The sequence below is a fragment of the Actinoplanes sp. NPDC051859 genome (genome assembly GCF_044452725.1).
GTDB lineage: Bacteria > Actinomycetota > Actinomycetes > Mycobacteriales > Micromonosporaceae > Actinoplanes.
Genome location: NZ_JBITBX010000008.1, coordinates 322,068 through 346,266, shown reverse-complemented (window position 1 = coordinate 346,266; position 24,199 = coordinate 322,068). Strand labels below are relative to the sequence as shown.

Annotated in this window: 19 protein-coding genes and 1 tRNA gene; 14 read left to right on the top strand and 6 right to left on the bottom strand. The window is 67.1% G+C overall.

All coding sequences use genetic code 11. From position 1 onward, the window contains the following. Positions 1-229 precede the first annotated feature (229 nt). A tRNA-Met gene (locus ACIA1L_RS22330) sits at positions 230-301 on the top strand. Between the two features lie 656 nt (positions 302-957). Here the strand turns inward: ACIA1L_RS22330 and ACIA1L_RS22325 are convergent. Then, positions 958-1,758, bottom strand: coding sequence for a hypothetical protein (locus ACIA1L_RS22325; protein ID WP_396074790.1), 801 nt, complete (start codon positions 1,756-1,758; stop codon positions 958-960). Between the two features lie 356 nt (positions 1,759-2,114). Between ACIA1L_RS22325 and ACIA1L_RS22320 the strand changes: the two genes are divergently transcribed. Continuing rightward, positions 2,115-2,396 carry a hypothetical protein gene (locus ACIA1L_RS22320; RefSeq protein ID WP_396074788.1) on the top strand — a complete coding sequence of 94 codons (282 nt, stop codon included), beginning with the start codon at positions 2,115-2,117 and terminating at the stop codon, positions 2,394-2,396. A gap of 171 nt (positions 2,397-2,567) precedes the next feature. Here the strand turns inward: ACIA1L_RS22320 and ACIA1L_RS22315 are convergent, their stop codons facing one another. Next, positions 2,568-3,797, bottom strand: a complete 1,230-nt coding sequence (locus ACIA1L_RS22315; protein ID WP_396074787.1) for a damage-control phosphatase ARMT1 family protein — start codon at positions 3,795-3,797, stop codon at positions 2,568-2,570. 9 nt (positions 3,798-3,806) lie between these two features. Continuing rightward, positions 3,807-7,526 (bottom strand): NB-ARC domain-containing protein, encoded by a 3,720-nt coding sequence (locus ACIA1L_RS22310; protein ID WP_396074786.1) that lies wholly within the window; start codon positions 7,524-7,526, stop codon positions 3,807-3,809. A 417-nt stretch (positions 7,527-7,943) separates the two neighbouring features. Here ACIA1L_RS22310 and ACIA1L_RS22305 point away from each other — a divergent pair, with 417 nt between their 5' ends. The 8 genes from ACIA1L_RS22305 (at position 7,944) to ACIA1L_RS22270 (ending at position 16,398) form a co-directional block, all read left to right on the top strand. Then, positions 7,944-8,204 (top strand): hypothetical protein, encoded by a 261-nt coding sequence (locus ACIA1L_RS22305; protein WP_396074785.1) that lies wholly within the window; start codon positions 7,944-7,946, stop codon positions 8,202-8,204. Further along, entirely contained in the window at positions 8,201-8,431 is a 231-nt protein-coding gene (locus tag ACIA1L_RS22300) for a hypothetical protein (protein WP_396074784.1), read from the top strand. The genes ACIA1L_RS22305 and ACIA1L_RS22300 overlap by 4 nt, the downstream gene beginning before the upstream one ends. Positions 8,432-8,673: 242 nt before the next feature. Next, a complete protein-coding gene (gene fxlM, locus ACIA1L_RS22295; RefSeq protein WP_396074783.1) occupies positions 8,674-9,882 on the top strand; it encodes a methyltransferase, FxLD system in 1,209 nt (402 codons plus the stop codon). A 68-nt stretch (positions 9,883-9,950) separates the two neighbouring features. After that, entirely contained in the window at positions 9,951-10,139 is a 189-nt protein-coding gene (gene fxlA / locus ACIA1L_RS22290; RefSeq protein ID WP_396074782.1) for an FxLD family lanthipeptide, read from the top strand. A 95-nt stretch (positions 10,140-10,234) separates the two neighbouring features. After that, positions 10,235-13,264, top strand: coding sequence for a lantibiotic dehydratase (locus tag ACIA1L_RS22285; protein ID WP_396074781.1), 3,030 nt, complete (start codon positions 10,235-10,237; stop codon positions 13,262-13,264). Next, on the top strand, positions 13,261-14,499 hold the full coding sequence (locus ACIA1L_RS22280) for a lanthionine synthetase C family protein (RefSeq protein WP_396074780.1): 1,239 nt from the start codon (positions 13,261-13,263) through the stop codon (positions 14,497-14,499). The genes ACIA1L_RS22285 and ACIA1L_RS22280 overlap by 4 nt, the downstream gene beginning before the upstream one ends. A 16-nt stretch (positions 14,500-14,515) precedes the next feature. Then, the gene (locus ACIA1L_RS22275; protein ID WP_396074779.1) at positions 14,516-15,325 is read left to right on the top strand and encodes a thiopeptide-type bacteriocin biosynthesis protein; all 810 of its coding nucleotides are present in this window, start codon (positions 14,516-14,518) and stop codon (positions 15,323-15,325) included. Continuing rightward, the gene (locus tag ACIA1L_RS22270; RefSeq protein WP_396074778.1) at positions 15,322-16,398 is read left to right on the top strand and encodes a hypothetical protein; all 1,077 of its coding nucleotides are present in this window, start codon (positions 15,322-15,324) and stop codon (positions 16,396-16,398) included. Before ACIA1L_RS22275 ends, ACIA1L_RS22270 begins: the two co-directional genes overlap by 4 nt. 231 nt (positions 16,399-16,629) lie before the next feature. Here the strand turns inward: ACIA1L_RS22270 and ACIA1L_RS22265 are convergent, their stop codons facing one another. From ACIA1L_RS22265 to ACIA1L_RS22255, 3 genes are all read right to left on the bottom strand, one after another. Next, positions 16,630-17,190, bottom strand: a complete 561-nt coding sequence (locus ACIA1L_RS22265; RefSeq protein WP_396074777.1) for an HNH endonuclease — start codon at positions 17,188-17,190, stop codon at positions 16,630-16,632. Positions 17,191-17,438: 248 nt separating this feature from the next. After that, positions 17,439-19,763, bottom strand: a complete 2,325-nt coding sequence (locus tag ACIA1L_RS22260) for a P-loop ATPase, Sll1717 family (protein ID WP_396074775.1) — start codon at positions 19,761-19,763, stop codon at positions 17,439-17,441. Positions 19,764-20,287: 524 nt separating this feature from the next. After that, positions 20,288-20,938 carry a hypothetical protein gene (locus ACIA1L_RS22255; RefSeq protein WP_396074774.1) on the bottom strand — a complete coding sequence of 217 codons (651 nt, stop codon included), beginning with the start codon at positions 20,936-20,938 and terminating at the stop codon, positions 20,288-20,290. Positions 20,939-21,050: 112 nt separating this feature from the next. On the opposite strand from ACIA1L_RS22255, the gene ACIA1L_RS22250 reads away from it, so the two are divergent. The 4 genes from ACIA1L_RS22250 (at position 21,051) to ACIA1L_RS22235 (ending at position 24,096) form a co-directional block, all read left to right on the top strand. Continuing rightward, positions 21,051-21,248, top strand: a complete 198-nt coding sequence (locus tag ACIA1L_RS22250; RefSeq protein ID WP_396074773.1) for a helix-turn-helix transcriptional regulator — start codon at positions 21,051-21,053, stop codon at positions 21,246-21,248. An 85-nt stretch (positions 21,249-21,333) separates the two neighbouring features. Continuing rightward, positions 21,334-22,017 (top strand): DUF3800 domain-containing protein, encoded by a 684-nt coding sequence (locus ACIA1L_RS22245; RefSeq protein ID WP_396074772.1) that lies wholly within the window; start codon positions 21,334-21,336, stop codon positions 22,015-22,017. Between the two features lie 340 nt (positions 22,018-22,357). Further along, positions 22,358-23,068 (top strand): hypothetical protein, encoded by a 711-nt coding sequence (locus ACIA1L_RS22240; protein WP_396074771.1) that lies wholly within the window; start codon positions 22,358-22,360, stop codon positions 23,066-23,068. Continuing rightward, entirely contained in the window at positions 23,065-24,096 is a 1,032-nt protein-coding gene (locus ACIA1L_RS22235) for a tyrosine-type recombinase/integrase (RefSeq protein ID WP_396074770.1), read from the top strand. The genes ACIA1L_RS22240 and ACIA1L_RS22235 overlap by 4 nt, the downstream gene beginning before the upstream one ends. Positions 24,097-24,199: the final 103 nt, after the last annotated feature.

Genomic DNA, 24,199 nt, shown 5'->3' with positions numbered 1-24,199 from the left:
TCCACGGCTTGCTCACACCCAGCCGAACGAGACCGATCTTCACATCGACGCGCTGATCAACATCGATTCAGCAGATCGTGTTAGCAGCTCTAAGGTGACGCACGTCCCACCATCGAGCCATATGGGTATTCCGTGGTCGCCACGTGGTCGCAGACACCCCACCACGAGGCAACCCGCCGCGACACGAAGCGACATCAGAAAGAACTCTTGACCTGCTAAAACATCGCCCAGCAGCGTAGGATGTGAACTCTGCGCTGGACTCATAACCCAGAGGTCGCAGGTTTAAATCCTGTCACCGCTACAAAGTATTTGCAGGTCAGAGACCCGGCCCCCGAATCGGGAAGCCGGGTTTTTGATCTCTATGTGCGCACTGTGGTAGCAAACGAAAGAACACGGGGCGCGCCGGGGCGGCGGCAGGCGACACCATCACGCCGAATTCTCTCTCCGGGAGTGACTCGCGTCACCTTGGATGCCCGCGCTCTAGAGGGGTTGACGGCGCGACGGTCTCGTTCCGAGAGATCCACGCGGCGCCGAGCCGGGCACCTGAAGCCGACAACACTGAGCTCCTTTCTCTGCTTACGCCAGTAGCTTCGAATAATGCCTCCGACCGCCACATTGGTGGCCGTGCTATGCAAATGTCCGCTTGAATCGTCAACGGGAGCGTTAAGGTTTCGGACCGATCGAGAGCACCATTCCGGGGCTAATGATCAAATCCCGGCTCAGCGTGACTGCTGGACCCGTCTGCCGTGCGAGGCAGAGGGCGCCAATTGTCGTTGAGTTTTGGCACAACCGAGATCTCGCCTATTTCGATGATCGCGAGTTTGGGCTCCACCCTCAGCGATTCCCGCTTACGCGTACTCGGCCAGCCTCACAATTTTACGCATGGTGACGGCTGGGTGAGGCGGGACACGCCTTGTCTGCGGCAGATGAGCATGTCGTGGCCGACGAGGCCTGGCCTCAATCCTGCAAAGACTGCAATAACTGTTGCATTGATACTCTGGATGTCATCACATTCGCGAAGGCGTACCGAACATCCGGATACGCATCTAGGAACCTGGACAGTTCCGGCTCTCCCCAGATCGCAAAATCTTGAATTCCTATCCTTTTTCCTTCGGCATGCAGGAAGGCGTAAATGGAGTCTATCCCGTTAGCATTTGGGGCGGAAGGGAGTGAGACATTGCTAGCAATAATAAGATAATCAGGACGTCCCGCTTTCCTCCGCGAATAGGACTCCACTCTCTCAAGCTCACGTACGATCTGGCGATGCAGCCACTTACCTGCTGATTCGCCGACTATTGTTGCGGGCTTGAAGATCGCCTGCATCGCAACGTGTCCTTGCCAGGGGTTATCTCTGGTTGGATAGGACTCCAGGCGACCCCGAAAGGCGGCGTCCCATGCAAGGCGGCCCGGGAGCCCGAGCTCAGTCGCCCTACCCATCACTAGAACAGCAATGGCTTGACATAGTTTTTCGAAATTTTCGTGCCCAAGTGCATTTAGGTCGTAATGTGTCCGGATGCTGGCAACTTGATTGGCTGTAAGTTGGCGCCGGGGCCCAGCAATCTGTCGCCTTTTCCAGATCAGCAGCTCGTCGACCGAATAGGCGGATACGTGGTCATCTACCGGCTTATGATGGACTCCGCAAAGCAGCAGAAGATTTTCCTCTTCATCGACTAACGAAGAAGGATAGCTCGGGTCGTAGCGTGGACCTTTGGGTGAACCTGATCTTATATGCGCAATCTCTGCTACTACAGTCAGCATGCCGCGGTCCTCGAAAACCAGACCCTCAACGCATCCCGGATATGCGCAATGGTTGGCTCGGCCGAAAAGGAGCTTCAGTGTCTTGTCAGAGTATGAACGCGCCACAGGGGCGAGAATACCTGCAGGCAAGCTCTTGTGGTCATGATCAAATCGCACTGATCTCGGCGAAACGGATACCCGTTCAGCGGCGCCTGCGAGCCAGCCGCAGGCCGCAGCCCTCGGTCGAGGCCGACCCGACCTGGCAGGACGTGGCCGGCGCCACCTCAGGACGGACCTGCGGCTGCGGTTGATATAGCAGGACGCTGCGGGGTGGCTGGCCAGAGACGTTTGCACGATGTTCGATCGAAGTCGACACTATGGGTTCCCGCGGAGGCGGCTCCGGCGCCCTCGTCCTGCACCGCCCTGACCAAGACGCCGCCACCCTGGAACTCGTTGCCGTGCTCGGCGACCGGGGAGCCTGGGCCGAGGCAGTGGCGGAGCGCACCATGCTGCACACCCTGCAAGGCAACTGTCCCTCCCCGATCGGCGCGCTCGCCCGCACCGAACCCGACGGACGCCCTTCATCTTCGCGCACGGGTCGACGGCCGCGACGGCAAAGACGTTCTCGACGTACACGAGTGGCACGCCGACCGCGGTGACGCTCGGCACCTCAGTCGCGGCTGCCCTTCTGCGTCAAGGCTCCCGCGAACTGCTCGGCTAGCCCTCTCGGACGAGCTCTCGGGTTGTTAGTGAACGAAACGGGCTCACGCGATCGATAGGTTGTACTTCCGACCGCAGGCTGGGTGGCCGTTCGTCGTGGCTCGGACCTTTTAGCTGCTGGCGGCCAGGAATTGCACAGTTCCGCAGGTGCCGCTGGTACGCCACGCATCATCTGCATCCAAGGTTCTGACGGTTTCGGATGAGAGCCCCACCACGACCTCGGACTTGAGGGTCCGCAATGCCGCAACCGGAGCCGGGAAGTACCCGGCGGCCGCCGGGAACGGTGTGGTGGCCGGCCACATGCAGTCGCCTACGAGTCGCCGGTAGTTGAGATCACCCTTGAGCAGCACGAGCGATGCCATTCCGAGCATCTTGGTCAGGTCGGTGGGCGCGCGGTGGAACGAGTACGGCGCGCTGTAGAACCAGTGCGTCCTGACGTCGAGCCGGCCTTGGCGCATGGCGGTCCAGAGCCGGGCGGCGATGTCGGCCGCCGCTCCAGGGGTGCTTGCGAGTCGTCGTAGGCAGGCGGTGAGGTCGGTGGTGGTGGCGTCAGATACGTAGTACGGCGAGGGTTTGAGGTGTACTTCTACGACGGTGCGATCGTCCTGTTCGAGAAGGTGGTCGATCAGGATGAGGTCGGCCAGCAATTCCCGGCCAGCGTTGTCCGCGATCACAGTAATGCGCTGGGGACCGGAGTGCAGGAGGGCTAGGACGGCGGTGGTGTCGTCGGCGATCAGGCCGGCGGCGTCTTTGTGTTTTCCGGAGGCGGCTTCGACGCCGATGCGGAATCCCAGGTCTGCGCGGTTGCCCCACAGCGCCGCCAGCAGGAGTGCCTCGGTGCGCTTCTCGGGCGGGAGGTCATGCAGGTGCTCGAGTGCGGCGAGCTCGGGTTCGAGGGTGGGGTCGTGTAGTTCGGCGTTCTTGAGGTGGGCGAATGGGTCGACCCAGTACCACGGGCCGGGCGTGTAGAAGTCGACGGCGTCGAGGAGTCGGCGGTAGAAGTAGCTTTCCGCCCAGAGGAACGGCGCTTGAGACCACGGCTGGCCGAAATGGTCGGCTCCCCAGACGGCCCATGTGGCGCTGTCCGGTGCGTCACTATCGAGGGGTCGCATGACCGCGCCGACTGCTTCGACTTTCAGCGCATCGAGAGCGTGATGTTGGGCTGGGCCGTAGGGATGCGCGGCACGGATCCGTTCGATCAGGGCGGGGTGTCGTTCGCGCATGACACCGCGCGCGAAGGATCCGGGCTCCCCGAAGATCAGCGGTGCTACGTCGGGCTCGGTGGTGATACCGGGGGTGCGGGCGGCACCCGGGCCCGTGGGCAGCAGGGGCGTGGTCATGGAGAGGTTTCAGCCTTTCTCGGTAGGGTCGCCGACGGTGACCATGGTGGCTCCTGAAGCGGAAGCCGACAGGATGCGGTCGGTGTCGGCGGTGTAAGCAGCGCATTGTAGGGAGGCGGCGATGCGGACCTCGGCGTCTTGGCGTTGCCGAATGAGCGACCATGCGCGGATGGTGCCGTCTGCTGCGGCGGAGACGAGTTGGTCAGCCTGTCGGGCGAAGCCGAGCATGAGCGGGCGGCCGGTGTGTCCGGCGAGCGTGACGTGGGGCTTGGCTTCGTTAGTGAGGGTGTGGATGTGGATGGTGCCCGATCCGTACCCGATGGCGGCCCGTTCACCGGTGGCGTCGACGGCGACGGCACGGACCCAGGTGCCCGGGTTGCTGAACTCGGTGATCTGCCGGTTGATGTCGGCGTCCCAGAGCTGGGCGGTGCCGTCGCCGCCGCCGCTGAGAAGGTGGTTGCCGGCGTCGCTGAAGGCCAGGGATCGGATGCGTTCGCCGTGGTGCGTAGCGCGGGTCCAGAGCAGGCGACCGGACGGTAGGTCCCACAAATGGAGGTTGCCGCGGGTGCCGGCGGCGAGGAGCGTCCCGGTGCGGTTGACCGCCACGGCCCAGGTGCGTCCCTGTTGCGGGTCGAGGTGTAAGGACCATCGGTCGTCGGTCAGGGACCAGACCCGCACGGTGCCGTCGCCGCATGCCGCAGCAAGGAAATCTCCGCCAGCGGCGAGTGACCACACCCTGCCTGCTCCGGCAACGATGGTGCGGTCTGTCTGAGCTGCGCTGTCTCGGACCTCGATGAGGCCGTCTCCCTTGCCAAGCAGGGACAATTGGCCCTGTTGGGCGAAGGCGGCAGACCAGATGGTGTTACTTCCGGGGGCGAGCACCGTCGGCGGGTCTTGGGTTGTGTGGTCCCAGGTACGGAGGCTGCCGTCTTCGCATCCGGCGACGATGGTGCCTGCGGTGGTGCGGGCGAGAGCCCGGATCCAGTCGACCTCCGGCAGCGAAGGCCGATTGTCGATGGTCGTGCCGGCGGAATAGGCGCGCAGCGTGGCGTCTTCTCCGGCGGTGACGAGTAGGTCGCCGCCGGGCGAAACGGTAACGGCGCGCAGTCGGGTTGGTTGCCGCGGGATCTGTCGCATCGGGCTTAGACGTCGATCGGCGACGTTCCACAGCTTGGCGCCGCCGTCGCCGGATCCAGAGGCGAGTACCGGAGCCTCGGCCGCGAACGCGACCGCACGGATCCAGTCGCGGTGCGCGGCGACTTCGTCGGTGAGCTGCCCAGTGTCCAAGTCGTAGAGGCGGAGGTATTCGTCTTCGCCGGCGGCAGCAATCATGGACTTGTCGTCGCTAATGGCGACCGACCAGACCGGGCAGCCTGGGGTCTGCATGCTTCGGATGAGACCGAGCCGGTCGACGTCCCACACACGGATTTGGCCGTCCTCGCCGCCGGAGACGAGCAGTCGTCCCGTGCGTGCGAAGGCGAGGGAACGGATCCGACGGGTGTGGCCGACAAGGAACCCGGTGGTCATGTCGGTGCGGGTGTCCCAGAGTCGGATCACGGCGTCGTCGCCAGCGGAGGCGACCAGGAGGCCATCGGGAGAGATCGCTACAGCAAACACCCAGCCGGTGTGCCCTGCGTATACACGCCGCCGGGTCGGGTCCGGGTGCCACGTACGGACCGAGCTATCTTCGCCACCGGAAACGATCGTGGCCTCGTGGACGGCCACGGCGGTGACGGCCCCTACGTGCCCGCTGTGTTCGCTTGCTGCGGCAGGCTCTCGGCAAACCCACCCGATGATGAAGTCGTTCGGATCATCAGCGAGCCGCCGCAGTTGCTGAGCTGCAGGAGAGTCCGCTGCGGTGTGCAGCAAGCGGACCAGCAGGGTCGCCGCGATGTCTTGGCGACGGGTGAGCCCGCCGAGGAGGAAGCCAGCGCCGGTGAGGGCCAGTGCGGAGGTTACTGCCGCCCGAGCGGTGTCGGATTCGCCGGTTAGCCGGGTGAGGCAGCTGTGGAGGACGGCCTGATCGGCGACGAGAGCGTCGGGGCCGCACAGCAAAGCCTTGGTGATCAAGTAGTCAGGACGTGCCAAAAGGTCGACCAGTTCAGTGAGCATGCCGGCTTCGCGCAGATGATACGGAAGGTGTCGCCAGAGATAAGTCTGCCCTGGATCGAGCGCTGCCCAGTCCCCGCCCGCAGGCCTATACGCATCGAGTAGCGACTGGTGCAACGAGGTCCAGTCCGCGTCGATGAGATGGCGAAGGTAGGCCCGAAAAACATCGTGCAGCACGATCACGTCTTGGTCGGCACGGTAGGCGCTGAGCAGGGAACGGTCGGTTAGCAGGCGGCAGAATTGTCGAACGGTGGAACGGTGCCAGCCGTACGCCCCAGCCCACCAGGTCGCCACGACCGACAGGGGAACGGCCGTAGCGGCCGGGAAGATCGCGAGGGACAGATACCGCTCGCGTAGCCTTGGAGCGCCAGGAACCGTGAGGTTGTCATCGAGGCTCGCGAGACTGGAGGACAGGGCCTGACCGATCGCCGCACGCCGCTGTAGCGAATCCCAGACGTCCAGGGCATGCGGTCCGCCGATGCGCAGCGTGTTGCTTGCCTCGAGGACCGCTTCGTCCTGCGCGGCGCCAGCGGCGATCTCCTGGCCGACGTTGGCTCCCACGATGCTGGCCAGGAGCGGCCAGCCTCCACACAGGTCCGCGAGGTACGAGGCGTGTGCGGAATCCAGCCCGGCCACAGCACGGCTGAGCAGTTCTCGGATTTGCGGAGGTGACATCGGTCCGAGGCGGTAAGCGCTGGTCCGCGCGGGGCAGACCCGCAGATTGCGGGTGGTGATCAATCGGACGCAGTTCGGCCCGCCGAACAGTAGCGGACTTAGGTCGGCAGCGGACCACACGTTGTCGATCACGATCAGCGCTCGCCGCTCACCGAGGACTCTGGCTAGGTGGAAGCCGGCCTGCTCGGGATTGGCGAGTGCTGGGCGGGCCTCGCCTAGGTGGACGCAGAGGTCACCGATTAGTTGCACCACGCGTGCGGGGGTGCAGTGCTCGCCGGTTTCCACCCAGAGAATTTCGGTGAACAGTTGCCTCACGCGCCGGTCGTGGCTGACCTGCGTGGAGAGGGTGCTCTTGCCGAAGCCGCCGGGGCCCCAGACGGCGACGGACGTAGCTGGCTGCGCCGTGACCGCTTCGGCGAGCAGCGCCACCACGTCATCGACGTCGGCGCGGTGGACCATGTCAGGCTCCTCGGGCGGAACAAGCAGGACCATCGGTGACGGAATTTCCGAGATCGCACCATCGGTGTCCTGCTGCGGGCTGGATCGGTCTAGCTGCAAGTCTCTATCCGAGCGGTCGGCGAGGTAGTCCTCAAATCGCTGTCGGATGTCGGGCGTGGAGTCGGCGAGAGTCTGGTCGAGAAGTCCCTGCGAGAACGGCGTCATCGTGACGCGCTCTAGTTCCCAGTTGGCGACCGTTCGATGGGTCACGCCGAGTTTCTCGGCAAACCCTCGCTTGGTCTGCCGCTGGGCGCGTCGAAGTGCCAGCACCTCCCGCCCGGTCCACCTATACACCCCGCCCATGAAACCTCCCGCCAACCGACGCGAACTCACAGTATCCGCGGCATTTCCACCCTGGTATCCACTGCTTCCCGCCCGGCTCGTCGCCTGTGCTGAGGGTTCCAGGGATGCTGAGACCAGCATTACATCGACCATGATCACGATCATGGTCGGGGGTTCACCTGTTCAGTCCCAAAGCGGCGCCGAAGCGGCGGGAACCTCCGCAGGTGTTCGCTCGCGAACGGTCCCAGCAGGAGACGGATGCTTGTTCTGAGGCGTTCCGAACCGGCTGGGGCACCACGGTACGTCGACGGAAGTCGCCGCAGATGGATCTGCCCGCTCGTCGTGACTGCGATCGAAGGCGTCGCGGCGAGCGGGTTCACTCCGCCTCGTGCAAAGACAGAGCCAAGGAGAGCTAATGCGTCCCCGACCCGAGCGGACATCGTGCATTGCGCCGGCCTCCGGCAGCGCTCCAGGGCTACGTCCCAGCGCGGATAGGGGTATGTCGACCCGATCTCGCAGCCGTGAATGGGAGCCACGCCGTTCGGATATGGGCCGGTATCGCGACTGCGGGAAGTGACTGCCGTGACGGTATTAACCCACCTCCCGCTCCAGCCGAGCCTCGACTGCTCAGTTTGCAAGTGCCCCTGGCCGTGTGCGCTGGCCAAAGCCGAGCTGCGCGAAGAGTTCTGCGGCAACAGAACAAGCCTCACGTCCTACCTGACCGCCTACATGCAGAGCGCCTACCGGGAAGCCGTCGCCGACCATCAGTGGGGTGTCGCTGACAACCTCTACGAACGCTTTCTCGGCTGGGTGCGGAGCAATCCGGAAAAGGGAGTCCGATGATGAGCAGCGCCGAGGTGATCCACGCAGGGCGGCATCGTCTCAAGGACGTGCGAGCGGTTCTGGACCAGCGGATCCCGGGTGCCCATCTCCCTCGCATGCTCAAGCAGCGAGCGATTGGAGTGGCCCGTGTGCTGCCAATCGGCGCAGCGCTGGACGAGCACCTGAGCCTTGACAAGCTGAAACGGCTCGCCGCAGGTATACGAAGAATCGGCGAAGACCTCGAGTAGACACCTACCCGATAGCGCTTCAGAGTTTAGGCGACGCGCTAGGCCTCAATCCGTAAGTATGTGCCCGTCCTTCCGTACACCTGTGCCCGCCTCCTAACCAACTCGCGATCCGCGCCGCGAGGCGGCCCTTCAAGGCGACGCCATATACATCTCGCGTCCGCGCTGACCCCCACCTGCGAGACCGTCCTGGTCCCACAAAGAAGACGCCCGTTCACCACTCCGCCAAGGAGAGAAGGATCCCTATGACTACTACTCGAGAAGATGACCCCGCCGCCCTGCGCGCCGCCATGGTCGCGTCCTTGCGTGCCCAGGACGTGCTCCACTGTGAGCGGGTGGCTGCCGCGCTGGCGACGGTGCCGCGGCACGAGTTCGCGCCGGGTGAGCCGTTGCGGAAGGCATACGACACCCACACCACTCTGGTGCCGGTCCGTGCCGCGGACGGCACCGAGCTGAGCGTGGTGTCCGCCTCGCACATCCAGGCGATCATGCTGGAACAGGCCCGGATCGAGCCGGGCATGCGTGTGCTGGAAATCGGCTCCAGCGGCTACAACGCGGCGCTGATCGCGGAGATGGTCGGCCCGTCCGGACAGGTCACCACCGTCGACATCGACCCGATCGTGATCGACCGGGCCCGGACCTGCCTCGCCGCCACCGGCTATGAACGGGTCAACGTCGTGCACGCCGACGCCGACGCCGGGGTTCCCGCGCACGCCCCGTACGACCGGATCATCGTCACCGTCGGCGCCTGGGACATCCCACCGGCCTGGCCCGACCAGCTGTCCGACACGGGCCGGATCGTGCTGCCGCTGCGCTTCGCCGGGATCTCCCGGCTGATCGCGTTCGACCGCACCGGCGACTTCCTGACCGCCGCCGACTACCGGCTCGGCGCGTTCGTGGCGATGCAGGGCGACGGGCAGACCAGCGAAAAGCTCGTCACGATCACCGACGACATCGGCCTCTACCTCGACCCGCAGCACACCCCGTCGCTCGATGTGCCCGCGCTGCGGGAGGCGCTGCACGGCCCGCGCATCGACTTGTGGGCCGACACCGAGTTCGACATGCCCGACGAGCTGGCCTTATTCCTGCTGACCAACGGCGGGGAGCAGATGGTGATGCTGCACGCCGCGCAGCAGGCCATCGACGACGGCCTGGTCGAGCCCCCCGTGCGGCACGGCATGCCGGCCCTGGTGCGCGGCGGCAGCTTCGCCTACCGCCTCAAACGCGACAGCGCCGACTTCGGCAGCAAGTACGAGGCAGGTGTCCGCGCGCACGGCCCCGACGCCGCAGCCGTCGGCGACGAGTTCCTGACGTTGGTGCGCCGCTGGGGCGGCGAGTACTTCCGGCGCAACGCCGCCGTCATCCAGTACCACCCGACCGGTGCGGCCGGCGCCGTCCCGGCCGGCTGGAAGACGGTGAAGCGGCACGGAACCCTCACGGTCACCTGGCCCTGACCATCAGCGTCCGGCCCACCACCCCCGGTGGTCCGGCGGATCCACCCCACCCCCATTAGGAGGACATCATGACCGCACCCACCGTCCTGCCCCGTAGCGCTGTCCCGGCGGCACCGGTCGACGACCTGCCGTCGACGTCGGGCATCGAGGAACTCGACATCACGTTCGTCGAGGCCGGCGACTCCGTGCAGCGCATCTTCAAGATGACCAACGACAACTGCGGCTCCACCTGCCAGTCGGCCTGCACCACCTGCTGACACGGCGCTAGCCGTAGCAGCCGCGCCCGGGTCGGTTTGCCGGCCGGCCCGGGCGCGGCCCCTTACCGCGCACCCGATGTGACAGGAGGAGTTCCGTGTACCGCAGCCTGGACGACGCGCTGTTGCTGCGCGCCGCGGTCTGCCACCCGGCCCAGTTTGACGGCTGGCCGGACCTGACCAGTGCGGACGCCGCGACTTCGTGGCGGGGGTGGCTGAAGCGCATGCTGACGGTGCCCGAGTTCGCGCAGGCGCTGACGCTGGCAAGCCCCGCCCTGATGTGCCGGGTCCGCGCGACGCTGACCGGCGAGCAAGAGGGCCGCGACGACCGCCGGGTGGTGCTGTCGGTCCTGCGCTATCTGCTGCGCGCCACCGGCCGCGCCACGCCGCACGGCCTGTTCGCCGGTATCGCCCCGGCCACCGTGGGCGGGTCCGGCATGGTGCGGATCGGCGCCGCGCACCGGCCGGTCGCCCGCATCCGGACCCCCTGGCTCACGGCGGTCGTCGACCGGCTGGAAGCCGACCCGCAGATCCGCGCGCACCTGACGGTGCGCGCCAACGACCTGCTCCGCGTGCGCGGCGGCGAGATCGTGTTGGCACACCGCGCCAGCACCCTCGCGGACGGCGCCCCCGTGCATGTCCGCATCCGGGCCACCGACGCCGTCCGCACCGCGCTGGCCACCGCAGCGACACCCGTGAGCTGGGCACGCCTGACGGCGAAGGTCGCCGACGCGTGCGGGGCCGGCACGGACGCCGCGGACCGGCTCCTAACCCGCCTGCTGGAGCAACGGCTGCTGCTATCGGCGCTGCGGACCCCGGCGACCGCGACCGACCCGCTCGGCGCCCTGCTGGCCGTCCTCGCACACCTCCCAACCAACGGTCCCGAAGAAGCGGTGCCCGCGAGCGAGAACCCGCTCATCAACGCGCTGCGCCAGGTCGCCGCCGTCAAACGGCGCCACGACCGGGCTGCGACCGCTGCGGACGCCGCCAGCGAGCGCGGCCAGCTCGCCGCGCTCGCCGCCACCATCTCGCCGGAGCCGCCGCTCGGCGTCGACCTGCTCCTGGACGCCGACCTGGTCGTCCCGGCGACGGTCACCGCGGAGGCGAGCCGGGCCGCGGCCGCGTTGACCCGCCTCTCCGCTGCCCGGACGGGATGGGCAGGTTGGCACCGCCGGTTCCTCGAACGGTTCGGCCCGCACGCCCTGGTCCCGGTCCTCGACGCGGTCGATCCCGAACTCGGCCTCGGCTACCCGACCGGATACGCCGGGAGCCCGCCGGCCGCGGACCCGCCGGTCACCGGCCGGGACCGGGCCCTGCTCGCCCTCGCGCAGCGTGCTGCCCTGACCGGGCAGCGGGAGATCGTCCTGGACGACGGCATGCTCACCGCGCTGACCGGCGAGCCACCCACGGCGGTCGCGGCGACCACAGAGCTGACCGTCCGCGTCCACGCGTCCACCATGACCGACATCGAGGACGGCCGGTTCACCCTGTCGCTGGTCCGGGTGTCACGGAATGCGGGCACGAGCACCGGACGGCTCCTCGATCTGCTGGAACCCACAGCCCGGCTGCGGATGGCCGACGCCTACACACATGGCACGCCGTTGACCGCCGACCGCGCGCTGCTGTGCCAGCTGTCCGCGCCGACCCGGTACGCGATCAGCATGGACGTCGCCCGCGCCCCGAAAACCCTGCCCTACGTACTCGCCCTGGGCGAGTACGGCGGCGACAACGGCGAGGGGCAGATCGCGGTGGACGACATCGCCGTCACCGCCGACCCCGACCGCCTCTACCTGATCAGCCTGTCGACGAGGCGGCCGGTGCAGCCCGTGCCGCTGACCGCCGTCGACCCGGACCAGCAGATGCTGCCCCTGGCCCGGTTCCTCGCCGAAGCCAACACCGCGCACGCCGCCCCCTGCCTCCCGTTCGACTGGGGGCCCGCCGCGCACGATCTACCGTTCCTGCCCGCCGTGCGCTACGGCCGCACGGTCCTCGCCGAGGCCCGGTGGCGGCTCACTCCCGGCGACCTGGTCGCAGACTCGGGCGACGTGCACGCCTGGCAGGACCAGCTCGCGTGCTGGCGCAAGACCACCGGATGCCCGGCCGCGGTGTCGGTGGGCAGCGGCGACCAACGCCTGAACCTCGACCTCGACGAACCCTCCCACCAGGCCCTGCTGAAGGACTACCTGCGCCGCTACGGTCCGGCAGTGCTCCGGACGGCACCGCCCCCGGCGGGCTGGATCAACGACCGGGCGCACGAGATCGTCATTCCCCTGGCCGCCACCGCCGTCCCCGTACCGGCGCCGCGCCTACCCGCGCAGGTCGTGGACGTCCGCGTCCACGGCGTGCTGCCCGGCACCGGGCACAGCCTCATCAAGGTCTACACCGCCTATGAACGGCAGGACCGCATCCTCACCCACCACCTGCCCGACCTCCTCGACGAGATCCCCGAGGCGACGTGGTGGTTCCAGCGCTACCACGACCCCGACCCGCACCTGCGGCTACGCATCGCCGGCGCCGACACCTTCGACATCGGCAGGTGGGCGCAGCAACTACGCGCCGACGGCCTGGCCAGCCGGGTCGTCCTGGACACCGACTTCGGCGAGATCAGCCGCTTCGGCGGCCCGCACGCCTACCCGGCCGCCGAAGCCCTGTTCGTCGCGGACTCCGCCGCCGTCCTCGCCCAGACCGTCGCCGCTAGCGGTCGGGGCGCTGTGCCTCGGCAGGCGTGGACCGCCGCCAGCCTGCTCGACCTCGCCACCGCGTTCCTTGGCGACCCCGACACTGCCCGGCGGTGGCTGCTCCAGCACGTCCGACTGGGCCAGGCGCCGCCCGCGCGGGCGGTCTACGACCAGGCCGTCCGGCTCGCCGACCCCGACCGGACCCTCATGGCCGCCGTCGCGGACGGGCCAGCGGTTCTCGCCTCATGGCAGCACAGGGCCACTGCCCTCGCCGCGTACCGCGCCGCGCTGTCCGCCGCCGGCGTCGACCCGGCGGCTCTGCTGCCCGACCTGCTGCACCTGCACCACACCCGCGTCGCCGGACCCGACCGCGACGCCGAACACGTGTGCCTGCACCTCGCCCGCGCCGCCGCGCAGAGCTGGCACGCCCGAACCGGGAGCCGACCATGACCCAAACCCTCACCGCTCTAGCGGACTCCGGCGCCGTCCTGGAGCACGCTGCCCGACAGCTCACCGATCCGGCAGTCGTCCGCCCGTCCCCGGATGGCCGCATCGGCCCGCAGTCCCTCGCGGGCGGCGCCGCCGGCATCGCGCTACTGCACCTCGAACGCGCCGCGGCCGGGACCGGCGACGACGCCACCGCCCGCACCTGGGTCCGCGCCGCCGCCGCGGGACCGGTCAGTGCCGGCCCTAACGCGAACCTGTTCCACGGCGCTCCGACCCTCGCCTTGATGCTGCACACCGCCGCCGGCGTCCTCGGCGGCTACCAGCACACCTTCGCCGCGGTCGACGAGCGGACCACCGCCCTGACCCGGGACCGGCTCGCCGCCGCGCACGACCGCATCGACCGCGGTCTGCCGCTGCCGATGCGCGAGTTCGACCTCGTCCACGGCCTGACCGGCCTCGGCGTCTACCACCTACGCGCCCACCCCGACCAGCCGATCACCCGCGACGTCCTCGCCTACCTCGTCCGCCTCACCGAACCCCTCACCGGGCCCGACGCGCGCGTCGACTGGGCAGGTCGGCCGCCGTGGTGGCTGGACTCCGGCCTCGCCGGCATGCCGAACCCGCAGTTCCCGCACGGGCACGGCAACCTCGGCGTCGCCCACGGCATCAGCGCCGTCATCGCCCTGCTCGCCCTGTCCGTTCTCGGCGGCCACGAACCGCCCGGCGCCCGCGACGCCCTGACCCGGCTGTGCGCCTGGACCGACCTCTACCACCGGCACGACCACACCGGGCCGTGGTGGCCCGGCTGGATCACCGACCACTGCCGGCCTGAGCGGCAGCGGCCGTCCTGGTGCTACGGCACCGCCGGCACCGCCCGCGCCCACCACCTCGCCGGCCTCGCCCTCAATGACCCCGCCCGGCAGCACCAGGCCGAGACCGCCATGCTGGCCGCCCTGCGCCACCGCACCGGGCTTACCGGCATCGGTCTGTGCCACGGCATCGCCGGCCTGCTGCAAGCCGCTTGGCGCACCGCTACCACCAGCCGCCACCCGGCCATGGCCGTGCAGCTCCGCGCCGAGCTACTCGCCCTGACCAGCGACCTCGCCCGCCAGCTCGGCACCGAAGCGTCCGGCTCACCGGAGTTCATGGACGGCGCCGCCGGGGCCGCCCTCGCGCTGCACACCTTCCACGCCGACGCTTGCGTCACCGGCTGGGACGCCTTCCTGCTGCTCTCCTGACCGGACGGAGAACCCCGTGACCTGGTCGCAGATCACCCTCTACTTCCCCGACCCGGCCCGCGCCGAACCCGCCGCGGTCGCCCACGTCGTCCCGCTGCTGACCGCAGCCGAACACCGCCGGCTCATCGCCGCCTGGTTCGTGGTCCGCAAAGGCCACCAATGGCGCCTGCGGTACCTGCCCACCCGCGGACGCGACGCCGGCACCTGGCTGCTCGCTCGCCTCACCGCCGTACGCCGGGCCGGGCACCTCACCGCCGCCCGCCCATCGATCTACGAACCCGAGATCTACGCGTTCGGCGGCCCGACCGCGATGGCCATCGCGCACCGGCTCTGGCACCTCGACAGCCGCCACCTACTCACCGCCCCTACCGACACGGCAACCGGCGGACGCCGCCGCGAGTTGTCGATCGTGCTGTGCACCGCGCTGATGCGCGCCGCCGGTCTCGACTGGTACGAACAAGGCGACGTGTGGGCCCGCACCGCCGAGCACCGCGACCCCGCCGACCCGGCCCACGTCGACACCCTCCAGGAAGCCGTGCACCGGCTCCTCGCCGTCGACCCGGACAGCCTGACCCACGCCGGAGCGCCGCTGGCCGCCGCCCGCGCCTGGCTCGACGCCTACACCGCCGCCGGCGCCGCGCTCGGCCGCCTGCACCACCGCGCCGAGCTGACCCGCGGCCTGCGCGAGGTGATCACTCACCACGTCGTCTTCACCTGGAACCGGCGCGGCATCCCCGAGGCCGATCAGGCCGCCCTCGCCGCCGCCGCCCAGACCGTCATCTTCGGCCCCCAAGCTGCCGCGACCGCCGGGGTGGAAAGCCGATGAACCCCACGATCGCCCGACGGTTCCCGCTGATCGCCCGCCCCCGGCCCGCCTGTACACCGCTGCCGCAACGCGTCGCCGCGCTGCGCGCCCAGGCCGCAGACGTCTCCCGCAGCGGCGACATCGCCGCGGCAACCGCCGTGTTCAACCTGGCGGCATTGCTGGCCTCCGACTGCGGGCTACCGGACCTCGCCCGCCAGTGGTGCCACCGCCTCGCCCGCACCACCCTCGCGCAGCGCCACGACGGCCGCTACGCCCTCGAACCGATCGTGAACCTCGCCCGCCTGCACACCCGCGCCGGCAACGGTACGACCGCCTGGACGCTGCTCGAAACCCTGTACCACGCCGTCACCGACCGCACCGACATCACCATCGACGGCATCGACATCCCCACCACCGACCTCACCACCACCTCAGAGGCGCACCACGAACTCCGCGCCTGGCTGTGGACCGTCCTGCTGTCCACCGGCGCGCACGCCCTCGCCGCCGCCGAACGCTGGGACGACGCCTTCCACCGCCTCGCACAGCACCGCGGCATCGGCCACCGCATGCTCGACGGCAGGCAGATCGCCGTCATCACCCACCTCACCGCAGGCCGCCACGACCCAGCACGGACACTCGTGCAGACAACCCGAGCGGGGGAACCGTGGGAGGCCGTCGTGACCCGCGGTCTTCACCTGCTGTGCACCAGCACCATCAGCCGCACCGAGGCCCACGAAGTCTGCGCCCTCTACCTCACGCTCGATCCCCACCCGGCCCACACCGTCTTCCGGACACGCCTCGGACTCACCCTCGTCGACGCACTCAACGGACACCACGACGCCGCTGCCACCCGGCTCACCGCCGACCTCATCCACCACGCACTCCAGGACGGATATGCCGCTCGGGACGTCCTGGCCCATCCCGCGAGCCGCAGCGTTGCCTCCGCCCAGAACCTGCGCCGACTCACCGGGCTGCTCGACTCCTGCGGCCTGGACCGCGGGGAACTGCCCAAGGCCCACCTAGCGCCACTCGCCGCGGCCCTCGATGCGGCCGAACAGGTCCTATCGCCCCGGCCGGGCTCACTGCCACGATGACGCCGCTTCGCCGCCAGCACGGCAACACCTGTCGGCGTACGCCTAGGAGTGCAGAGCCGCGTACGCGCCGAGGTACACAGCGACCATTGACGTGGGTACGCCGGCAAGCGCAGGCCCGGAACGCCCGTCGACTACGTTAAGTCACCATTCCGGGGGTGCAGCGGTGTACGGATCTGCCGATGAGAGTGCTCAAAACCTGGACGCCATGCATCTATATGAAAATGCCATTGATCATTTACCGTCTTCGACGGCATCCCCGCCAGGGAGAGGTCGGGCGTTTATCCATTTTTCGACAAACTCGCGACCAGACTCCGATAGGCCATATGACTGAAGGACTCTTAGCTCCGGGTTCGATGGGTCTCCGACCACCAAATCTCCGGTCGCTTCTACCGGTTCGAGTAAGCCATCGCGGAGCAGGTAGGTGATCATAAACTTCTGGCCATAGGCCAACTGGATGCTTGCGTCGCTCGGATTGAGCGCGAAGTATTCGAGAATGTGCTGTTCAATTCCTCCGTATTTATTGTTAACTAGGCGCAAGTTGGCTTTGTACTGCTGAAGCGCCTTGCGGTCCAGCTTGCGCGGATTGGCAGCTTTCACTTTTCGATCATGACAGCTTGAGCAGAGAACGATCATGTTTTCGAACTCATGTTCTTTATTTTCTGCCCAGTCCACTATGTGCTCGATTTGCAGCGGCTCGACGGCGCGGCAGGTAGGGATGGCGCATCTATGTCCAGCTTCAACCATCAGTGCGCGCTCAAGATCCGCAGGAATAGCAGGTCGTCCTTGGGCCATACCTGCATCATATGACCTACCTTGCTCGCGTCTCAGAAATCTTCCAACGTTATGACGTCGGATGCCGCCTGGCCGACACCTTGTTACGTGAGGAATCCCACAAAATATCGGCCGTACTCATCTAATAGGTCTGCCGCGGATCGGGCGCGGCCGCGCTTCGACGAGCGGGCATTCGCCGGTCAACGGCACGACGTACTGCCGCTTGGGGCGCGGCGAGTGCGTGCTGCCGGGGGCGCGTTGCACAGAGGCTACCCGTGTTCCCAGCAGCGGGTATAGAGCTCGGGAATACGGAACATCGACAACGGACCCTCGGCAGTCTCGACCACTATCCGCTCGAGGAAGCCCAGCCGCTCCAGTAAGCGGACCTGCTCACTGATCGCGCCCTCGTCCGGTTGAAAGAACGACTCGACATCGGCGAGAGTGAAGGTGGCTCGCTTACCTGCACGGCAATTCAGTACGAACGAAGTTCCGACCTTGAAATCGTTCACAACCTCGGAGAAGCTCAACTCTGACACGTCGGTCATGGCACGAGCGATTGCGTCGGCCGTGAATAAGGGTAGCGCGTCGACGTTCGCGGATTGCCGGGCTGAGTAGTCCCGAGCTAGATGCAGTAAGAGGACGGCCAGGCGGGGTGACACATCGCCGTTGCCGTTGCGCACAGAGTCGACAAGCCACCGATCGATCGGACGGCCCTCGACTTCGGCGGGAAAGAGCACACCGAGCGCCGGGCGGGTCTCGAATCCCCCGTCGGGGAGTTTCAGTCGATCAGCCACCCAGGCGAGCGATTCGTTAGCGAGCACCCGTCTCACCAGCACCTGCAGCCAGTCCTCTTCCGACCATTCGAGCATGAGCCTGCGAGACACAAGCTTGTTCTTCTCCTGGATGTCGTAAAGCTCAAACAAATCGGTTCGAAGAAGAACAACAAGGGCGATGCTGTTCAGCAGGGTGATTCGCCCCTCTACCTGCAAGAGGCCCTGCACAGCTGACTCTTGCCGGACACGGTCGTATTTGAAAAGTTCGTCGATCCTGTCGAACAACACCACCGCCTGGCGGTCGGTCTTCCCCAGCAGGCTATCCAGCTCAATCAAGAAAGATTCGACATCGACCGTAGCCGTCCTCCGACGCCCCAGATCGGGCAACTGCGTCTGTAGATTGACAGGTCCCACCGCAAAGCTCAGCGTCGTCCCGCCAAATAGGCGCGCGGCGCGCCTCAAAGTTCGTCTGACTCGGCCCATGGGACGGTTAGGTAGCCCGACCGCGGCACGTAACTCCGCGGCCTGCAAACGCAGCGCTTTAGGAGCGGATGGGGGCACCGCAGCGGCTGCCACTGCCGCAACCACGACGAGCCAGGCGGCTCTCAAGGTGTCAGTATCCTGAGTTTCCGTCCCGGCGATCTTCAGTAGCAGATCGGTAGGGTTTGCCACAGCGAACAGGTCAACGTCGTCCCTGCCTACAGATAGCTTGCGAAAGATCGCGCTCTTGCCCGAACCGCGGTCGCCGACGACGACTGACCGGCGCTGATCAAGGATCAACTCAAGATTCTGTCGTGGCACGAAGCTTGCCTCAAGGAGGTCGTCGCGTTCCGCTTCCTCGGTCCCGAACCGTAGGTCGGCAAGCCGGAATGGAGACTCGCGCAATCGCCGAGCCACAATAGTCAGCCCAACGAGGTCATGCAGGACTGCGACAAAATCGCTATCAACTACCACGAGGCTGTTGTTGCACAGACTCGAGATTTCCTCCCTCGCGAGCCCTGACCATGTCACGAGTGCAGCAATACTCTCGCGGCCTCCCACCAACGCAAGCCTCTCAAGCAGTGATTGCGCCGACTCGGCGTCCGGCATGGCGCCGATTACGGACGTCACGTACTGCTCTATCAGTTGCTCGACCGGCGCCTGAGATAGATCGGAAAGGTCGAGCTTTACCAAGATCCGGAGCATGAGGGGCAATCCGTCGCTGCGTCGGACGGCATGCTCAATTTGCGAATCGGTTGCATCGGGAATGATCTGGCGCATTAAGACGGCAGCCTCGTCAAAGCTAAGGCTCCCGAGTTCGAAATGATCAAACCCATCGAGGCCTTGCCGGGCTCCGGCCTTCCTGGTACTCACCACTATCTGCCAGCCAGGAAGTGCTTTGCTGATTTCCTCTATGGCCGAGACTGTGCCCATAGGATCCGCTGCGGCGTCCACTTCATCGAGGATGAGCACAGGCCGCGTCAGGTGGACCTCGGCACGCTGCAGGACCTCTACAACCTCGGAAACGGACACCACGCCGGCAGAGGACTGCACGATTCGTCCAGTGACAAGCACATCTTTCGGGGAGGAGTTGCCGACGGCGCTCAGCACCCGGCCGCCGAGCTGTCCCGGCAGGCGCATACCCCCAACGGGAACGTAGAAGGAGGAACGGCCTCTCTGCCGCAACTCGTCCTGGAGCATGTACATCAAGGTCGTCTTGCCGGATCCAGGCGAGCCCAGCACCAGCACACGGGCGGGGACCTTCTTCTCCAGGAGCGCGAAGATCTCCGAGACTTCACGACGCCGGACAGGTAGCCAATCGGAAGGTAGCCAATCGGTCATAGTTCCCACGGTAACGGACTGAGACCTCCCCCCATGGACTCCAGCATGACGCCTCTGCTTTGACGTGCCAGGTCAACGTCAAGGACCCCGTTCACAAGAAGCGGATCGGGCACGTCCTGCACGAAGGGGCTGATCTCTCAGCCCGTCGTACGCGTAAGGGGAAAACGGTGCTCGCTGTCCGTGGCAGCGAGCGCGTGCTGGGAAAGCTAATCCGGAGTAGAGCCATGTTTGCAGGCGGTCGGCCACGCACTCATTTGCCGCGATCCGAACGCCTTCTCGCGTCCGCTAACTACTCATCGTGAGTGGCGGAGGTCGGCCGCCATGCGGCGTCCCGACCGCCTGGCGTCTCCGCGGACCTCTGCGCCTTTGGCGTACCCGCCCCAATGACACGGCGGGATCGTCATGTGGGCAGCAAGGATCGGCTCGCCGGGCCGAAGATTCCGGCCGTCGAGCGGTCAATAGGTATGAGTTATCGCCCCGAGACACCGCTTGGGTCTCGGGCTACGGGCGGTTCTTGGTCGGGGCTATTCGGTGGCGGGCAGCTTCGCGAGGTAGCCGTCGAGCTGTGCGACGAGGGCGTCGGTGGACGCGCCATCGGTGACGGCGGTCCTGATGTCGGTGAGCAGGTCACGCACCTGAGCGCGGGTCTTGCGTTCGGCGTCCTCGGCCATCGCGTCGCTGATGGCGAGGAACCCGTCGAATGCAGCGGAGGCGCGTTGCAGGAACTCGGCGCGCAGCGTGGCGCTGACCTGCATACCGCCATGTTCCCCGAACGCGGTCGCGGCGGCCTTCCGGAACCACTCCGGGTCGGTCTCCGTGCCCGGTAAGGGCTGTTCGCCGCGCAGCCACGCCAGGAAGTCCGGCCCCTCGACGGTCAGCCCCGGCATGAGGTCGATCCGGTCGCCTTCACGCGGGGCCAGCAGCGCCTCCGGCGGCACCTGTAACGCCAACGCGAGCAGCAGCAGCTCTTCCACGCTGACGGCCTGCTGGCGTCGTCCGGCTTCCAGGTTGCGCAGGATGTTCGCCGTCAGCTTGGTCGCGCCGAGCGCGGCGAGCTGCTCGGCGAGTTGCAGCGCGCTCCACCCCGCCAGCCGCCGGCACTCCTTGAGCCGGGCGATCAGCACGTCCGCCGGGCTCACCGGCGCGGCGCGGCGCCCCAAGCTGTCGTTTGTCATGACGACAGTTTTCTCCAACGCTTGACAAAACGCAAGTGCGTCTCGCAAAGTCTCTCACCGCAACGACGAAACGACTGGTCAAGGCTATGCCGTCACGACAAAGGAGCTTGAGATGCACGCCGAAAACTTGTGGACCCACGACGAGACCGCCGCTTACCTGAAGCTGGCGCCGCAGACGCTGTACTACCTGAACCACAAGGGCAAAGGACCCGCGCGGCACAAGGTCGGCCGGTACTGCCGGTACGACCCGGCCGAGGTCAAGCGCTGGATCCGCGCCCGGAAGGTGGACGGCTGGGCCGCCCCCTGGTAACCCGGGCCGCCGCACCCCCCATTCCACCTCGCTCCGCCCTTCCCGCCCCCGCCCGCCCCTTGATGTGAATCGACGGTGATTCCTCGTGTCCGACTGCTCTTCGTTCCGGCTGTACTACCTCGACGACTCCGGCGCCCACCACACCGGCTATAGCACCTTCACCTGGCTGCAATTCGACTCGTGTCAATGGGACATCGCCCAGCTCAGCTGGCTACGCCACCGCGAACACCTGCACCAGCGCTACGGCATCCCACCCGACGCCGTGCTGCACGCCACCGACCTCGACGGCAGCCGCCCGGCCGCCACCGCGATCCCGGGCTTCGACCGCGCCCGCCACGGCGCCGCGGTCATCCACGACAGCCTGAAAACCATCGCCCGGCTACCCGGCCTGAGCGTCGGCACCGTCTACCGCCGTCACCGCCCGTACCTGGTCGGCGGCACCAAACACGCCCTCTACTCCGCTCTGGTGCGCTACCTCGACAACGACCTACGTGCGTACGGCGCTCGCGGGATGATCTTCCTCGACGGCGACCGAGACCCCACTGCCGTCACTGCGCACCAAACCCTCGCCGGCGTCGCCGACCGCAGACTCATCGAGGAACCCCAAGCTCGCAGGGCCGAACACGACCAATGGGTGCAGATGGCTGATCTCGCTGCGTGGAGCGCCTATCAGGGCTTGGCCAGGCGGTCCAGCAAGCAGCACGCCTGGCACTGGTACCCGCAGCTGTTCGGTGCGTTGGACCGCCACGGCGGCCCCATCGAACTTTGATGCGGACCCCGCGAGCTCGTCCAAGCGCACAAAAGCGGAAGGGGCTGTTCCCTAACCGACAGTGGAGCCTGGCCTGCCTGTGCCCTAGCCCAGCGATGTTCGACGGGAGGGTTAGGAAGCATGCGAAAGATCTTGACGAAGGTGCAGTTCCGTTACGCCTTGGCCGACCCGGGCACTGGGCAAGGCCGCCGGGCAGCTAAGCACCCGCGCGGGGGCGCGGGACCTCTCGCCCGGAGCTGTTAGCTCTGCACACCAGCCAGGCTCCCGGCAGATCGGCACACCTATACCCGTCGAAATTCACCATTGCTCACCGTACGACGAGACGGAAAGGACTAGCCCCATGGCCCGCAATAGTCTCGAACCGGTCGGTACCTCCGGCACCGCCGAGCCGTCTCGGGATCGCGCGAGCGTGGCGCCGTTCCCGGCGCTTTCCTCAATCGTCGATGACACGCTTGCCGCAGGGCATCACGTGGGAGGTGCGGATTTCCGTATGGCTGCGTCTGTGGTTCAGGCCCGCCACTTGCACCAGAACACCCTCGCCCCCGCGGGCAGAGCGGACGCAATCCCTTGCTCGCCGACTGGACCGCGGAGCCTGCTGCACAGCTCCGGCATAGCCACAGGACCCGAACGCAACCCAGGTCCAGACGCCTTGCGGTCGCGCCCGGCCACGCTGCCGCTGGTCGACTTGCGCGCGCCCAATACCGGCGTAGGGCGGTATTGCGCGGTGACGCCGATTGACGACCGCAGACGCCTCGCGGACCGCAACCCGCTGCGCATCCTGGGCTGGGGTCCCGGCACACCGGTCACAGTTTCCGCCGAGCCGCAGGCCGGGATCATTGCCGTCAGCCTCGGAGGTGATGAGACCGTTGACCGGCAAGGCCGCTTGAGATTGATCGCAGAGGTCCGGCACGGCTGCCGCCTCGCTACCGGTGACCGGTTGTTCGTGGTCGCGTATCCCGCCGAAGCCGTCCTCGTGATCTATCTGTGGAGCGCTGTCTCGGCGATGACGAGCGCCTACCACGGCATCCTGACCGACCAGGTGCAGCAATGACCGTCAGCCATTCGGCGAGCGCCGCTGAGGTCGACGCCGCGCGGCTGCTACTCGACCGGCTGGGCGTCTCCGCCGAGCAACTCCTCGACGCCACTCACGACGACACCGCCGTGCCAACCTTCGGCGAATACATCCCTCAAGTGGCCGCGGCAGTCAGCGCCGGCACCCGGCGGGTGTATCAAAGCTATTGGAACCGGATCCAGCACGAATGGAGCAGCCGACGCCTGCACGAACCCTCGGCCACCGACATCGCCCAACTCGCCGAACAGGCCAAGACATCGGTGGTCGTGCGTGCCAACGCCCGTGGCGGGCACCTTGCCGCCGAACACACCATCTCCGCCCTACGCTGCCTCTACCGGCACGCCATCGCTGACAATCTCCTGCCCGAACACCGCAACACCGCCCTGCGCGTCGCCAAACCCCGCCGGCTCGCCAGCGCCCGCCGTGCTCTGCTCGACACCCAGCTCGCCGCTATTAACCACATCGCCACCACCACCGGCAACGACCGCGACCTCGACGGCCTGCTGGTTCGCCTGCACGTGGAAACCGCCTGCCGTCGTGGCGGCGCGCTTGCCCTGCGACCGATCGACCTCGACCCCGAGCAATCCCTCATCCGGTTGCGAGAGAAGGGCGAAACCGACCGCTGGCAACCGGTCTCGCCGACCGTGATGCGCTACCTACGGCAGCACCATCAGCACCGGCACCAGGGCAACACCGATCTGCGCGCGCCGTTATTGCGGTACCGCAACGGCAAGCCCATCACATACCGACGGTACGACCACCTCTGGGCACGGCTCGGCGAGCACCTGCCCTGGGTGGCCGCGCAACAGGTCTCCACCCACTGGCTCCGACACACCACCCTGACCTGGGTCGAACGCCACTTCGGCTACGCCGTCGCCCGCGCCTACGCCGGCCACAACGACCGCACCGACTTCGGCGTCACCGCCACCTACGTCCGCGCCGACCTCTACGAAGTCGTCGTCGCCCTCAGCGCCCTCACTGGCGAGGTGCATCCGCTGACGACGTAGCGACCCACCGTGCCTTCCCGCGAGCATCTTGAGGCAAAGCCAAGGCAGGCCGGGCGCGGGCCACAGTAGGCGGCGCCGAGGCGGGGGCCGGAAACCGGCGACG